The following is a 14,181-nucleotide window of genomic DNA, read 5'->3' as shown; positions in this document are numbered from 1 at the left end:
CCGGCAGCGAGCACCTCGTTGACCAGTGCGACCTGCAGCTTCCCGCTGGCGTTTCCGGGCGCGAATACCGCGACCGCGATGTCGTCGGCGCTGCCCAAGGCAACATGCTGTCAATTCGCAGCGCATTCGGCCTCGACGCCATGGCAAGTGCGCGGCTGGATCGCTTTCGCCGTGGCGAACGCCTCGAACGTTACCGGCCGAGGGATTGCAGATTCCAACCCCGCTTCTTCAGCTCCGCGATGCCGGTGTTGATCGATCCCAAGGGTTCATCCTCGCGAATGATTTCGAGGACCACGTTTTCGACTTTGCAGGTAGCGTCGACGGCTTTTGCCAGCTCCACAAAATCGACCACACCCGTGCCGATCGGATCATGGCCCCATTCCTCGAGGCCCGTGTCGGAGATATGGACGAGCCCGATTGCCGAATGCCCGGACAGCAGGGTCGAGACGGGATCTTCCTTGATGTACGCCGCGTTCGCGACGTCATAGACAATCTTCAGATTTTCACTGTTAACGTCTTTTACGAGCCCGAGCATTTCATCGAATGTCGGCCTGAAGCAATAGGGCGTGTTTTCGAACAAGAGGCGGACGCCAGCCTGCTCGGCCCGCGGCAACAGAACGTCCAAGCTTTCGTACAGCCAGCCAAAAGTCTTCGGAAGCGATGGAGAAATCATCGGGCGCCTTGTGCCCGGCGAGATGACCACCTCGGCTGCGCCCCAATCGTAAGCCAGCTCGATCACAGCTTTGATGTGATCCGTGCTCTTGCGTCTCATATTGGCTGCGGGACTCGCCAGATTGATATCGAATCCACCGGCGTTGAGACACCGCACGCTTGCGCCGCAATCCTGCAAACGCTTCCTTCCGTCCGAACGCACCGCCCGCGTCATCTCGTCCGGCCAACAATGCGGCGAACTGATCGGCACCTCGAACACATGGTAGCCGTGCCGGGTGAGATCGCACATCGCATCCACCGCCGTGGCGGACCAGATGTATGAAAACGTATTGATGATCATTTTATAAGAACTCCCTAGACGCTCGTTGTTTTTTCAAGGACGGACTGGACCGATCCGATCTCAAGAGGCTGACAACAACAGTTGATCTCAGTCTCTTGAGGCGATTGAGCCAATAAATCCTCGGTCAAGCGCCTTGAGGCGTTGAGCTCGGGCGGCCAGGAATGTGGCTGAGAATCGACTTGGTAAAACCACCGTCGACACACAGATCCTGACCCGTGATGTAACTCGATAGCGGGCTGATCATGAATTCGATCGCATTGGCGATATCTTTCGGATCACCGATCCGGGAAAGCGGGATCAGCGCCTCTCTTGCCTTCTTGATCTCGGGATCGGCGTACATCTTCGCTGACATGGGGGTGTGCGTCATGCCGGGGGAAACGACGTTGACGCGAATTCCGTCTGGCGCCCACTCCAGGGCGAGCGTTTGCGCAAGCATCCTGAGCGCAGCCTTGGTCGGGCTATAGGCGCCCGATCCCTCGTGCGGTACCTGCCCTGACATCGAAGACGTGAGGCAGGCTGCGCCGCGGCTTGCTTTCAGATGAGGGTAGGAACTCTTGGCGAGCAGCCAGGCGCCGCGAAGGTTGATGTCGAACATCCTGTCCCACTCGGCAACCGACAGGTCACAGATTTTCCCGGGGCTCGCGACGCCGGCATTGCAGACGAGAGCGTCGAGCCCGCCGAAGGCTGCCACCGTCGCTTCCACAAGCTTGGCGGCAGCGTCGACACCGCTGAGATCTCCCGACAAAGCGACGGCCTCGCCCCCCATCTCCCGCACCGCACGGGCAACCTCCTCCTGCGGTTCAGAATCCTCTCGACCACAGACTGCGATCTTCGGACGCTCGCCTCTCGCAAGGGCGGCTTCAGCGATGCGCAGGCAAACCGCCGCTCCGATCCCGCGGCTTCCGCCACTCACCAAGGCTCTCATCGATCGTTCCTCCTGTTAAAATCGGGTCTCGTCGCCGCGAAGCCCATCCAATCCCGGGGCTTGTGGCGTTTGGTGCAGGGTCCAGATCACGTCGTGGCGATCTCTCTCGACATCCGTCATGCGGCCGTTCAGACAGTGACGCCGAGCGGCCACGGAGCGAACTCGGCCGATCCGAAATCGAACAGCTCGCTCTTGGTGCGCTCGCCGGAGGCGACCCGCAGAATGAGGTCGAAGATCCGCTGCCCGGATTCCGGTACGGTCTCCTCGCCCTCGAGGATCGTGCCGCAATTGACGTCCATGTCCTCCTCCATGCGCCGGCAGAGAGGAGTGTTGGTGGCGATCTTGATCGACGGCGCCGGCTTGCAGCCAAATACGCTGCCGCGCCCGGTGGTGAAGCACACCACGTTTGCGCCACCGGCCACCTGGCCGGTCGCCGCGACCGGATCGAAGCCCGGCGTGTCCATGAACACGAACCCCTTCGCGGTCACGGCTTCCGCGTATTGGATCACGTCCACGAGGTTGGTGCTGCCGGCTTTGGCCATCGCACCGAGCGATTTTTCGAGAATCGTCGTCAGCCCCCCGGCCTTGTTGCCAGGAGACGGGTTCGCATTGATCTCCGCCCCGTGCTTGCGGGTGTAGTCCTCCCACCAGGACATGAGGCTCACCAGCTTCTCACCGACGTCCCGGCTGACGGCACGACGGGTGAAGAGATGTTCGGCGCCGTATGTTTCCGTCGTTTCCGACAGGATCACCGTGCCGCCACTGCGCACGACGAGATCGCTTGCGACGCCAAGGGCGGGATTGGCCGAGACGCCGGAGTAACCGTCCGACCCGCCGCATTGCAGTGCGATCTTGAGCTCGCTTGCGGGAACGGTCTCCCGATGCACATGGTTCGCATCAGCGAGAACCTCCCGCACGAAATCCATGCCGGCCTCCACCGTCTTGCGGGTTCCCCCCATGGCCTGAATGTCCATGTTGCGGATGCGGTCGGTCAGATTGTGCTCCTTCAGCATCCCGCTGATCTGGTTCACCTCGCAGCCGAGCCCGAGCACGACGATGTGAGAGAAATTGGGGTGGCGCGCATAGCCGGCGAGCGTGCGCCGCAGAAGCTGCAGGGGCTCTCCTTCGGCCATGCCGCAGCCGGTCTTGTGCGTGAGCGCAACGACGCCATCGACATGCGGATAGTCGGCGAGCGGCTGGATCCCGAGAAGGGGATGCCGCTTGAATGCGTCGGCCACGAGCCCTGCGACATGGGCGCTGCAATTCACCGAGGTGAGGATGCCGATGTAGTTGCGGGTCGCGACGCGGCCGTCCGGGCGGCGAATGCCCTCGAAGGTGGCGGGGACTTCGACATAATCCGTGGGCTTTGCGTCTCGGCCGTAGGCATAGTCCTTCGCGAAATCGCCCATTCCCATGTTGTGAACATGGACGTGGTCTCCAGGGGCGATAGTGGTGCTCGCAAAGCCGATCACCTGATTGTAGCGGCGAACGGGCTCGCCTTGAGCGATCGGGCGCGCAGCGGTCTTGTGTCCAGCAGGAATGCGAACGGAGGTTACGACCCCGTCCGCAATGGCCGTATCAGCCGGCAACGCCATGCGCGCGATGACGACGTTATCGTCGGTGTGAAGGCGTATCACTGGGTGCATCGTCCCGGCTTCCTGTGTGTGAAACCGCGCGTCGACCGTGGCAGGGCGCGCCGTTCTTGCTGGTCGGGCCGTGTCGTTGGGAGCCGGCCCTGGCGCCCTAGGGGCGATGATTTGGCCTCATCGGTTGCCGAGAAGGTCGAATTGCAGGCGGTAGACTCCATGCAGGGCTTCCTGAGCGCCCAGATCAGCCAGCACCGCGGGGCTCAGATGGGTGGACAGGACACGCTCGACCGCCTCCTGCGTGGCTCCTTCCACGATCAGGACCCAACGAGGAACCATGTTTGCGGCGCGCCCGCGCTGCTCGGCTGTCTTGACGTTGCTCGCGCTCTCATCGGCCCGGCAGATATGCGCTGCGGAGATCGCGGCTGTTTTCGCCACCTCGGGCAGGATCGCTTCGGAGACCGTCTTGAGAATTTTCGGATCCTGGCCTGGTTCGCAATCRAAGCGGATCGTCCCGATGAAACCGCCAGACCCCGCGCCCAGCGAGACCTCGACATCGCACAGCGAGCGAGCGGTATTCCTGAAGTGCTGGACCGAACGTGTGGTCCACTCGGTCGGGCTGTTCAATCGCGCCAGATAGTCCGCTCCGGTGAGCACGGACTTGTCTTCAACCTCGTAGAGCGTGAAGTACTCCGGCGTTCCCGACAAGGCGATATAGCGGCGCCCGCGCAGAAAGCCGGGTATGCCGACCCGCTCCGGAATATGCTCGCGGTCGTGCCATTCGTAGAAATTGGCTCGCCCCTCGTCAGTGATATCGTTCCAAATCGCGATGACGCCGGATCCTGACAACGACATGGGTGTTTCCTCTCTCGTCTGTTTCCCGTTCGGCTCGATCGATCTCAGAGGTCGACGAACGCGCTCGGCATCGCAGCGGGTCAAAGCCGCTCGGGGGGAGGGGCCCTACGGGGCATGCTCGACTGTTTGGGGGGCGCCGCCATTGGCTGCGGAACGGTGTGCTGCCTCAAGGACAGCCATCGCGTGTTCGGCTTCGCGCAAACCTGCGAAAGGCGGTCGGCCCTCGGCCAGATCGGCCCAGCTGCGCCTCAGGAACACCGGGTAATAAGCGTCGGTGTTGTACTCGACCCTTATGGACTGTCCCGCCGCCTGATCGCGTGCCTTCAGATAAAGTTGGTCGGCATAACCCCGTATGTAGGAGGTGCTGTGCGAGATGGAGAACGCGAAGTCGCGCTGATCCTCTGCCGTCGACGGATACAGGTAGCCCGTCTCGATCACTCCGATCTGGCCTGCCGCATTTTGACAGGTGAGCACAGCCTGCTCGTCGACCGTGACGTCGGGTCGATATGTGCGTGCCTGGGCTGAAACGTGAGTGATCGGGGCGCCCGTCAGAGTCGCGATCAGGTCGATGAAATGGATGCCGACATTCAGCAGTGACCCACCGCCAGCCTGCTGCTGATCCAGCATCCAGCCGCACCCATTTCGCTCATAGCGCTCSACCGGCCCAACGACGAACCGGAACGAGAGGTGCTGAAAGCCCTCCGGCGTAAAGCCTTCGGCGGGCGACAGCCGCGCGGCCCAGTCGCTCACACGATTGATGAAGGGAACGCTGACATAGACGCCGCGCTGCTCCGCCAATTGCCGGATTCGACGAACTTCCTGCAGATCGAGCCCGCAGGGCTTCTCGATCAGAAACGGAATACCACGCTCGATGAGCCGCTCGGCCAGTCCCGCCATCCTGGAATGACGGCTGAACACCAGGGCAAAGTCGAATTCCTCTTCGAGAAGCTCTTCATTGGAGTCGAAGAGCTTGCAGTTCAGTTGTTGCGCGAAACGAGTGCCGGCAAACGCTTCACTATCCGAGATCCCCACGACCTCGATGCCAGGATCTCCCAGCGGCAAGAGATACAGTGGGAAATGCCAGTGGCTGACGTCAAATATGGCGATCTTCATCGGAAGCTCCGTGACAACCCGGGTGTCGAGGCACTCAATCCATGTAGGAGCCGCCATTGACGCTTAAGGTCTCTCCGAAGACGTAGCTCGCGTCGTCAGACACGAGGAAAGCCGTGGCCCGCGCGATCTCCTCTGGGCGACCAAGGCGGCCGGCGGGAATGCGCGAGATGGTCGTCGCCTTCATCTCGCTGCTCATCTCATCGCTGAGCTCCGTGGCAACCAATCCCGGCGCGATGGCATTGACGTTGATGCCAAACGGGGCGGCGTAGAGCGCGAGGGACTTCGTCAGGCCGATAATCCCAGCCTTGGCAGCGGTGTAATGCGCATTGCCGATAAAATCGCCGCGCTTTCCGGCCACGGAACTGATGTTGACGATCTTCCCGTACGTCTGCTCCTTCATGCCGGCGAGCACGGCCTGGCAGCAATTGAACGAGCCTTTCAGATGGATGTTGAGCATCCGGTCCCATTTTTCGGGGGTTATCTCCGGGAAGCTCACAAAATCGCCGATGCCGGCGTTATTGATCAGGATGTCGACCCGGCCGTGATCCCCCCGGATCCTTCGGAAGGCAATCTCGACCTGGTTCGGGTCGGCTACGTCAAAAGCGATCGCACTGGCACTCTCGCCTCGAGCCCGTGCGGAGGCGGCTGCCTCTTCGGCCAGTTCGAGCGTGAGATCGTTGACGACCACATGAGCGCCACGGCCGGCGAGAACGTCGGCGATGGCTTTTCCCAATCCGCGGCCGGCGCCGGTGATCACGGCGATCTTTCCCGACAGGTCCTGCTGAATTGACCTCATGGTGGCTCCCAGGCTTCCTTGGCAGGTTATCGGGCCGCGAAGTTTGCGAAAACCAGCGGATCGTGCTAATGGAATGTCGTTCCAACAACCTCTTGCTACAGTGGTGCCATGCGGCTTGTCAAATCCCTCGTCGAACGCTGCTTCGACCTCATCACTCTGCTGAGCGAGAATGCCGGCGCGATGCCGCTCGGAGAGATCAGCCGCCGCTTGGATGTGCCGAAAAGTGCGGCGCATCGGCTTGTCACCACCCTGTGCGACCTCGGATGGGCCGAGCAGGACGCCGATAGCGGCTTCTACCGCCTGTCGTTGCGCTTGGCCGTGGTTGGCCAGCGCCTTCTGGTCGGGACGCGTATTCCGGACATCTGCCAGCCCATTCTCGATCGATTGGCAAGCGCAACGGAAGGTCTTGGCAGGATCGCTATCGTCGATCCTGACGGACTAACCTGGATTGCTCATTCGCAAGGCGCCAGAACAGGATTGATATACCAGCCTGAACTTGTCGCAAAAGTTCCACTTCATATGACGGCCAATGGTAAAGCTTGGCTGGCGACGCTCGCGCGCGACGAGGCCCTCGCCCGAGCCGTCGCCAGTGGACTGGGGACATCGGACAAGGGAGGTCCTCGGGTCATCACGACGAAGCAGACTTTCTCGGCTGCCCTGGACGAGACGCAGGAGCGAGGCTGGGCCACTGCGATCGAAGAGGCCGAGCCGGGCGTTGCCGCCGTGGCGGCTGCAATCCGCGTCGGCGAGCAGGTCGTGGGCACCGTAAGTGTTGCCGGCCCGATCCATCGCTTTTCCCCCCTCGTCGTTCCACGAGTGGGGGAGCAGGTAAAGGCCGCTGCGCAGGAGCTTTCTGCCCTCTGGCCGTACCGAATTGCCTCCTCCGTCAGGCAGGCGACCACGGCGTAATCGCCACAAAATATTGATAATGTTATATATTTTATGCTTCGTGCCGCAGGGATGCGCGGCGCGAGAGGTTCGAATTGACATTCAGCATGCTATCGGAATATCGTTCCATTAACAGCCAGATCCTGGCCAACTAAAAAAATGGCCGCTCAGAGGCCGAGGGAGGAAACGAGTGGCTAATGTTGAGCTCAACGCGGTCCGGAAGGCCTACGGCACCGCGGCTGTCATCCACGGCGTAACGGTCGACATTCGCGACGGTGAGTTCGTGACGTTGGTCGGGCCGTCCGGATGCGGAAAGTCGACCTTGCTGCGCATGATCGCCGGCCTCGAGGATATCTCAGGCGGGGAGATCCGGATCGGCGGCAGGACGGTGAACAGCGTTCCACCGAAGGAGCGCGACATCGCGATGGTGTTCCAGAACTACGCGCTGTATCCCCACATGACCGTCGCGGAGAATATGGGCTTCTCGCTGAAGCTCAAAAAGGCTCCGAAGGACGTGCGTGAAGCGGGCGTCAAGCGCGCGGCGGAAATCCTCAGCCTGACCAAGCTGCTTGATCGCTATCCGCGCGAGCTTTCGGGCGGCCAGCGGCAGCGCGTCGCGATGGGCCGCGCCATCGTTAGAAATCCGCAGGTCTTCCTCTTCGATGAACCGCTGTCGAACCTCGATGCCAAGCTCCGCGTGCAGATGCGCACCGAGATCAAGGAGCTGCATCAGCGCCTCAAGACCACGACCGTTTACGTAACCCACGATCAGGTCGAGGCCATGACCATGGCCGACAAGATCGTCGTCATGCATGATGGAATTGTCGAGCAGGTCGGCGCTCCGCTTGAGCTCTACAACAACCCCGCCAACATGTTTGTGGCTGGATTCATCGGATCGCCCGCGATGAACTTCCTGAAGGGCCGCTGCGAGCGAGGCCGGTTCCTTCTGGAAGATGGGTCGGTTCTGACCCTGCCGGCCGGCTTGGAGCACCTGTCGTCCGGCGCCGTCTACGGCGTCCGGCCCGAGCATCTCGTCAGGAGCGACGACGGGTTGGCTCTCACTGTGGCCGTCGTCGAACCGACGGGGGCTGAGACGCAGGTCATTGCGCGTCACGGATCCCAGAGCATCGTTTGCATTTTTCGGGATTCAGATCTGCCGCAGCCGGGCGAAATCATTCGGGTCAGGCCGGATGTTTCGCGGGTTCACGTGTTCAGCGAACAGGATGGCCGCCGCCTTTCCTAAGTACCGAAGACTTTGCTCCCTGGCTGCATCGCGAATGCAGCCGTGGTCGAGAGAACTCATACGGAACTGAAATGTCAGCAAGCCACACACAGGCCGCGACCGCCACTTCCGGGGCTGGTCTTCTTGGCGACACGTCGGACACGCAGAGCCGAGCTCGCTTTTCGTGGATCCCCTATCTCTGGTTCGCACCAGCGATCGTCGTCCTGTTTCTGGTTACGCTCTATCCGACGTTCTTCGTTGGTTGGTTGAGCTTCCAGAAAACGCGGTACTACGAGCTCACAGGGTTCGTAGGCCTGGCGAATTTTTACGAGGTCTTCGGCTCGTCGGCGTTCTGGAACACGGTGTTTGTCTCGCTGACCTACGTCGTCGGATCGCTCGCTGGCGCGGTTGTTCTCGGGATGGCCGCGGCCCTCGTGCTGAACAACGCCGGCGCGACCGGTTCGGTCCTGCGGGTGTTCATTCTGTTCCCCTGGACGCTGTCGATGTCGGTCGTGGGCAGCATATGGCTTTGGCTGCTGAACCCGTCATTCGGGCCTATTCCCTACCTGATGCAGGCCGTGGGGATCGAGCCTGGTCTCATGTTGGGTGATCCGGGCCTCGCATTGCCCCTGATCATCATCGTCACCGCGTGGTGGTCCTTTCCCTATGTGATGGTCATGGCCACTGCTGCCATGCAGTCAATTCCCAAGGAGCTTTACGAGGCCGTGGAAATTGACGGCGGCGGGGCGCTCGTCAAGTTTCGCTATGTCACCCTGACGCACATCCTCCCGACATTGGGCAGCACTGCACTGACCCTGTCGATCATGTACCTGACCCTCATGACGCTGATTATCGTCATGACCGGCGGCGGTCCATTGGGTTCAACCACAACATTGAGCTTCGAGGCGTTCCGCGGAACCGTTCAGGCCGTCAATATTGGGCCCACGGCTGTCGTCTCCATCGTTGTTCTGTTGATCAACGTTGCGCTCGGTGTGGTCTACACCCGGCTTACTGGCCGCGTCACTGGATAGGATCTGTCATATGAGCGCCGCCATATCCTCTGGTCGCCCGAATGGGCGAATCCCCGCAATCCTCCTGTCCTTCATCTTTGCGGTCATTGTGCTCGGGCCTGTGGCGTGGGCCCTGGCGACTTCGTTCAAGACCGAAGTCGAAGCCGTGGCCGTGCCGCCGACGCTCTGGCCCAGCACTGCGACATTGGAAAACTACCTCAAAGTGTTTCGCGACCAGTCGTTCCTTCGGGATTTCTGGAATTCCGTCGCCTACTCCGTTGGCGCCGTGGCTCTCGCCCTGCTGGTCGGGATCCCCGCCGGCTATGCAGCCGCGCGCTTCTCGTTCAAAGGCAAGCGCACTCTGATGCTGACGATTCTGGCAACCTCGATGGTGCCGGGCGTCGCGCTCCTGGTCCCGACGTTCTACCTGCTCGACTCGATCGGGCTGCTCAACAGCGGGATCGTCGTGACGATCATCCTGTCGGCGAGGATCATTCCCCAGACGGTGTGGTTCATTGCGAACTTCGTCGAAGCCGTTCCCGTGGAGATCGAAGACTCCGCCTTCATGGATGGCGCAAACCGCTTTCAGATCATCTGGCACCTCATCCTTCCGCTGATCCGGCCGGGCATCGCCGCAGTCGCAACCATCGGCATCGTCACGACCTGGAACGACTACATCACGGTYGCCGTCTTTGCGCCCGAGGTCGCCAAGCGGACTCTTCAGGTTGCGCTGGTCAACCAGGTCTTCGACGCGGTCGGCATCTCGTGGTCTTACATGATGGCCTTCGTCGTCATCGCATCCATGCCGGTCATTCTCATGTTCGGTCTTGTTCAGAAGTGGTTCATCTCCGGCCTTACGGCAGGGGCTGTGAAAGGCTGATCGGCAAGAAATCTTACCCGCGCGCCAGAATTACCAACGAGAGAGAGGGGAAACACTCATGAGCGCTACGTCACGACGCACATTGATCAAGGCAGCCGTCGCATTGACCGTCTGCGCCGGCGTATCCGCTTCCTTCACGGAGCGCGCCGCCGCCCAAGCGACGGAAATCGTCTACTCGACGTTCCTCGACCCCAATAATGCCAATGATCCTCGGTCTGCAGCCCAGACGAAGATGATCCAGGCTTTCGAGAGCAAGCACCCGGACATCAAAATTCGTCTTCTGGTCGATCCCACGGGCCAGACGGTAACAAGGGCGGTCAAATCCCGCAGCGAAACGCCCGATGTCATCCGGGTCGTCAGCTTCGGTCTTCCCGAATACGCGGCCACGGGCAATCTCCTGGCGCTGAACGACCTCGTCAAAAAGGATGGGATTCCGGATGACGACTGGTTGCTGCCGCTCTCGACGGCCCAGATCGACGGCAAGCTCTACGGTCTCCCCCAGGACTTCCGCATCCCGATCCTGGTCTACCGCAAGGGCGCCCTCCAGGAAGCGGGCGTGACGCCGCCGACGACGTGGGAGGAGGTCTGCGCGGCCGGACCAAAGTTCAAGCAGCCGAACATCAACGGTTTCGCCGTCCCGCTCGGTGCGACCGGCGGCATTGGTGGTGCCCAAAGCCTCGCGGAGTTCTTCCTCAGCACGATGCTCGTGGGCTCGGACGGGCGTTACTTCGCGCCGGACGGCAAGATCGCGTTCTCGAAAGAGAACTTCATCCGCGCCGGAGCGACCATCAAGGACCTGTTCACCAAATGTAAGGTGACGTCGTTGCGCAGCGCGCAGATGGGGATCAACGAGGTCCATGACGGCCTTCGGTCCGGCACGATCGCGATGACGAATTTCGGCTTGTACCGCTTCAAGACCGTCCAGACGCAAGGAGCGGGAGACGATCTGGCCTGGGCCCCGGCCCCGTCCTACACGCCGTCGGACAAGCAGACCGTCTACAGCTATTCGATCGCCCTGAACAAGAATTCCAAGAAGCAGGATGCTGCCTGGACCTTCATGAAGTTCGTCATCTCCCCGGAGGCGCAGGCAATCGCGGCCGAGGGCGGCGAGGTGGTTTCCAGGAAGTCGACCTATACCGCGCCCTATCTGCAGAGCGAAGCCGCTGCGAACCAGAAGCGCTGGGCCGAACTGGTCAGTCAGCGCGGCCAGGCGGTCTCTTATTCGCCCATTCTGTCGACCTTCCACACCATCCTTGGCGAAGCTTTCCAGAGGATGGTGCTGAAGGATGAGACGCCCGAAAACGCCTATGCGGAAGTCGTCAAGCGCTACGACGAGGCGCTGACCAAGGCGCAGTGATCGCACCACAAGGCCAGGCGGGTGGGACGGGCATTCCTGCCCACTCGCAGTTCATGGAGAGTCACATATGAAGTTGTTTCGCTACGGACCGGCGGGCGGGGAGCGGCCTGCTCTTCTCGAAAGCGACGGCACGATCCGGGATCTCAGCGGGGTCGTTCAGGACGTCAACGGCGCGACCGTGACCCCCGATGGACTTCGACGGATTGCAGCGCGCGACCCCAAAACGCTGCCTGTCATTGAACAGGTCGATCGGATCGGCCCCTGCCTCAGCGGCGTGGGCAAGTTCATCTGCATCGGGCTCAATTACATCGATCACGCGCGAGAGACGGGCAACCAGGCGCCCGCCGAACCCGTCGTGTTCATGAAGGCGACGAGCGCGATCGTCGGCCCCAACGACAACATCGTCCAGCCTCGCGGGTCCACCAAGCTCGACTGGGAGGTCGAGTTGGGGGTCGTGATCGGAACGAAGGCAAAATACGTGTCGGAGGCGCGTGCCCTCGACCATGTCGCGGGCTACTTCCTCGCCAATGACGTGTCTGAACGGGCGCTGCAGAGCGAGGGCACTGGTCAGTGGACCAAGGGCAAGAGCTGCGACACCTTCGGGCCGATCGGGCCTTGGTTCGTCACCGCTGATGAGGTCCCGAACCCTCAGGCGCTGCGGCTTTGGCTCGATGTCGATGGCGTCCGGCGCCAGGACGGCACGACCGCGAACATGATCTTCAGCGTCGCTCAAATCGTGAGCTATCTCAGCGGGCTCATGACGCTTCACCCCGGCGACGTGATCATCACGGGAACGCCGGCTGGCGTCGCCCAGGGAATGAAGCCTCCCGCCTATCTGCGCCCCGGGCAAGTCATCACGCTCGGCATCGAGGGACTGGGCGAACAGAGGCAGACCGTCATCGCTGACGCAGCCTGATCGCATCTCGCGGTGAGCGATCCCTCCTGCTGCAGTGCCAGTGCGATTGCTCATCGATCGGAGCACCGCGCGAGCCGTCAATTCTCCGTGTCGCCATCGGCCTGGATAGGCCATAGGCAAAGAGGTCAGAATGGCTCTCGAGCATTCGCGCCCTTCCGAAAGCCAATCTTTCGCAGATGAGCTGGTCCGCGCCCATCTGACTGGAAAGAGGGTTGCTTCCTCCTCAATGCCGGTGCCGCATAGTCCAGTGAGCGCCATGCAGGTACAGGCCTTGGTGCAGGAGCGACTTGCTCGACCCGTCGGCGGCTGGAAAGTGGCGATAGGGCCGCAGCAACTGCCGGTCGCCGCCCCGCTCTTGTATCTATATCCCGACGCGGCGGAGATTTCCCTGTTCCCCGATTGCACCATAGAGGTCGAACTCGCGGTTCACCTCCGTCAAGATCTTCCAAGGCGTGAGACCGGGGCTTATCAGCGCTCCGATATTCTCGACGCGATCGAAAACGTCGTGCTTGGAATCGAGGTCATCGGCGGACGATTCGACAGCGCGGCCAGCGTGCCATTCCTATCCTTTCTCGCGGATAATCTCGGAAATAGGGGGTATGTCGTTGGCGAAAGCGTGCCGCTCTCCGCCCTCAGCGAGATCAATGGCCTCGCATGCGACGTGATGCTGAACGGACAGCCTCTCTATGAGGCCTCTGCATCCCATCCCGCGGGAGATCCGTTATTGCCATTGCTGGCTTATGCAAACGCGCAAAGCGACAATCTCGGAGGATTGAAGGCGGGACAGCTCGTGACCACGGGGAGCCTTTGCGGCGTCCTGCCGATCCGCGCCGCTGGGCTGTTGGACGCTCGTATTTCGCAGCTCGGCCGGATTTCCGTGCGCCTTTCTGAATAGTGCCGGATTTTGTTCGCCGCGAGCATTGAGGGCAGACCTTCGTTGCGCGTCCACTCCGCTGACGGGGGGCCAGTCGACCCCACGCATCAATCAAGCCGGCGCAGGGCTTTTCGAGCCCGGGGTCGCCCGACGGCTAGGTCGAGTAGCACGGTGTGCCGCTTGTCTGAACTTCATAAGAACCCGCTCGTCGTGCTGGATGACGCCGATCTGAAGGTCGCCGTCGAGGTCGCCGTGAACGGCGCCTTCTTCTCCACCGGCCAGCGCTGCACCGCGTCTTCGCGCCTGATCGTCCAGGCCGGCATCCGCAGCTTTGGAAACCGGCACTCCCGCGCGCGTGAAGAATGGCCGGGGCGACGCGTTTTTCGCCGCGGTCACAACAGCATTACGTAACTGAATTGTCTTCGACCGAGACGCTCGGGCGCGAAACGGCATGAGAAAGCCCATCCGCCGCAATTCTTGATCTGGACCGCAAAATTCTTTCGAACGAATCGGTTTGAGCGTCCGCTTTCCGACCGTGGCTCAATGACCGCTTCTGACGCAAAGCCGACCATGTATTGGATGGAAAACAGGACACTCCAGAGAGGCAGGCCATCTGCAGGGACGGCCCTTCAAGCAGAAATTTTCGTGCAAAATCCCAGCCTAATTGATGCAAATGGAGCGAGCGCCGCCGCCATTGGCGGATAGCAGCGATCTCAGGTCGACGTCCTCGCTTTCACGATCCGTAAT

General features: G+C 61.3%; 13 protein-coding genes and 1 pseudogene. 8 read left to right on the top strand and 6 right to left on the bottom strand.

The features are described from left to right. Positions 1 to 190 precede the first annotated feature (190 nt). From AB4Y99_RS16355 to AB4Y99_RS16330, 6 genes are all read right to left on the bottom strand, one after another. A complete protein-coding gene (locus AB4Y99_RS16355) occupies positions 191 to 1,012 on the bottom strand; it encodes a sugar phosphate isomerase/epimerase family protein (protein ID WP_441524039.1) in 822 nt (273 codons plus the stop codon). Between the two features lie 124 nt (positions 1,013 to 1,136). Beyond that, the gene (locus AB4Y99_RS16350) at positions 1,137 to 1,937 is read right to left on the bottom strand and encodes an SDR family NAD(P)-dependent oxidoreductase (protein ID WP_441524038.1); all 801 of its coding nucleotides are present in this window, start codon (positions 1,935 to 1,937) and stop codon (positions 1,137 to 1,139) included. A 128-nt stretch (positions 1,938 to 2,065) separates the two neighbouring features. After that, the gene (locus AB4Y99_RS16345; RefSeq protein WP_441524037.1) at positions 2,066 to 3,583 is read right to left on the bottom strand and encodes a UxaA family hydrolase; all 1,518 of its coding nucleotides are present in this window, start codon (positions 3,581 to 3,583) and stop codon (positions 2,066 to 2,068) included. Between the two features lie 117 nt (positions 3,584 to 3,700). Beyond that, positions 3,701 to 4,378, bottom strand: a complete 678-nt coding sequence (locus tag AB4Y99_RS16340; RefSeq protein WP_441524036.1) for a hypothetical protein — start codon at positions 4,376 to 4,378, stop codon at positions 3,701 to 3,703. 105 nt (positions 4,379 to 4,483) lie between these two features. Then, a complete protein-coding gene (locus tag AB4Y99_RS16335) occupies positions 4,484 to 5,491 on the bottom strand; it encodes a Gfo/Idh/MocA family protein (RefSeq protein WP_441524035.1) in 1,008 nt (335 codons plus the stop codon). Positions 5,492 to 5,525: 34 nt separating this feature from the next. After that, a complete protein-coding gene (locus AB4Y99_RS16330; protein ID WP_441524034.1) occupies positions 5,526 to 6,287 on the bottom strand; it encodes an SDR family NAD(P)-dependent oxidoreductase in 762 nt (253 codons plus the stop codon). Positions 6,288 to 6,395: 108 nt separating this feature from the next. Here AB4Y99_RS16330 and AB4Y99_RS16325 point away from each other — a divergent pair, with 108 nt between their 5' ends. From AB4Y99_RS16325 to AB4Y99_RS16290, 8 genes and pseudogenes are all read left to right on the top strand, one after another. Continuing rightward, entirely contained in the window at positions 6,396 to 7,196 is an 801-nt protein-coding gene (locus AB4Y99_RS16325; protein ID WP_441524033.1) for an IclR family transcriptional regulator, read from the top strand. Between the two features lie 169 nt (positions 7,197 to 7,365). After that, on the top strand, positions 7,366 to 8,418 hold the full coding sequence (locus tag AB4Y99_RS16320) for an ABC transporter ATP-binding protein (protein ID WP_133565734.1): 1,053 nt from the start codon (positions 7,366 to 7,368) through the stop codon (positions 8,416 to 8,418). 71 nt (positions 8,419 to 8,489) lie between these two features. Further along, on the top strand, positions 8,490 to 9,428 hold the full coding sequence (locus AB4Y99_RS16315) for a carbohydrate ABC transporter permease (protein WP_142023246.1): 939 nt from the start codon (positions 8,490 to 8,492) through the stop codon (positions 9,426 to 9,428). Positions 9,429 to 9,438: 10 nt separating this feature from the next. Further along, positions 9,439 to 10,287 (top strand): carbohydrate ABC transporter permease, encoded by an 849-nt coding sequence (locus AB4Y99_RS16310; protein ID WP_038367040.1) that lies wholly within the window; start codon positions 9,439 to 9,441, stop codon positions 10,285 to 10,287. Between the two features lie 58 nt (positions 10,288 to 10,345). Further along, a complete protein-coding gene (locus tag AB4Y99_RS16305) occupies positions 10,346 to 11,644 on the top strand; it encodes an ABC transporter substrate-binding protein (RefSeq protein WP_441524032.1) in 1,299 nt (432 codons plus the stop codon). Between the two features lie 67 nt (positions 11,645 to 11,711). Beyond that, positions 11,712 to 12,560: a fumarylacetoacetate hydrolase family protein gene (locus tag AB4Y99_RS16300; RefSeq protein ID WP_038367046.1), complete on the top strand. Its 849-nt coding sequence runs from the start codon at positions 11,712 to 11,714 to the stop codon at positions 12,558 to 12,560. A gap of 130 nt (positions 12,561 to 12,690) precedes the next feature. Beyond that, the gene (locus AB4Y99_RS16295) at positions 12,691 to 13,455 is read left to right on the top strand and encodes a fumarylacetoacetate hydrolase family protein (protein ID WP_441524031.1); all 765 of its coding nucleotides are present in this window, start codon (positions 12,691 to 12,693) and stop codon (positions 13,453 to 13,455) included. A 174-nt stretch (positions 13,456 to 13,629) separates the two neighbouring features. Continuing rightward, positions 13,630 to 13,758 (top strand): annotated as a pseudogene (locus AB4Y99_RS16290) (aldehyde dehydrogenase family protein); the annotation flags it as partial. Positions 13,759 to 14,181: the final 423 nt, after the last annotated feature.

The sequence above is a fragment of the Allobosea sp. TAB14 genome, from assembly GCF_052113865.1.
Lineage (GTDB): Bacteria > Pseudomonadota > Alphaproteobacteria > Rhizobiales > Beijerinckiaceae > Allobosea > Allobosea spartocytisi.
This window is presented reverse-complemented; position numbering and strand designations above follow the sequence as displayed.

Bases quoted from the DNA above. Each gene is read 5' to 3' on its own strand.
- AB4Y99_RS16345 (WP_441524037.1), bottom strand. From the start codon at position 3,583: ATGCACCCAGTGATACGCCTTCACACCGACGATAACGTCGTCATCGCG.
- AB4Y99_RS16355 (WP_441524039.1), bottom strand. From the start codon at position 1,012: ATGATCATCAATACGTTTTCATACATCTGGTCCGCCACGGCGGTGGAT.
- AB4Y99_RS16325 (WP_441524033.1), top strand. From the start codon at position 6,396: ATGCGGCTTGTCAAATCCCTCGTCGAACGCTGCTTCGACCTCATCACT.
- AB4Y99_RS16300 (WP_038367046.1), top strand. From the start codon at position 11,712: ATGAAGTTGTTTCGCTACGGACCGGCGGGCGGGGAGCGGCCTGCTCTT.
- AB4Y99_RS16295 (WP_441524031.1), top strand. From the start codon at position 12,691: ATGGCTCTCGAGCATTCGCGCCCTTCCGAAAGCCAATCTTTCGCAGAT.
- AB4Y99_RS16305 (WP_441524032.1), top strand. From the start codon at position 10,346: ATGAGCGCTACGTCACGACGCACATTGATCAAGGCAGCCGTCGCATTG.
- AB4Y99_RS16315 (WP_142023246.1), top strand. From the start codon at position 8,490: ATGTCAGCAAGCCACACACAGGCCGCGACCGCCACTTCCGGGGCTGGT.
- AB4Y99_RS16350 (WP_441524038.1), bottom strand. From the start codon at position 1,937: ATGAGAGCCTTGGTGAGTGGCGGAAGCCGCGGGATCGGAGCGGCGGTT.
- AB4Y99_RS16330 (WP_441524034.1), bottom strand. From the start codon at position 6,287: ATGAGGTCAATTCAGCAGGACCTGTCGGGAAAGATCGCCGTGATCACC.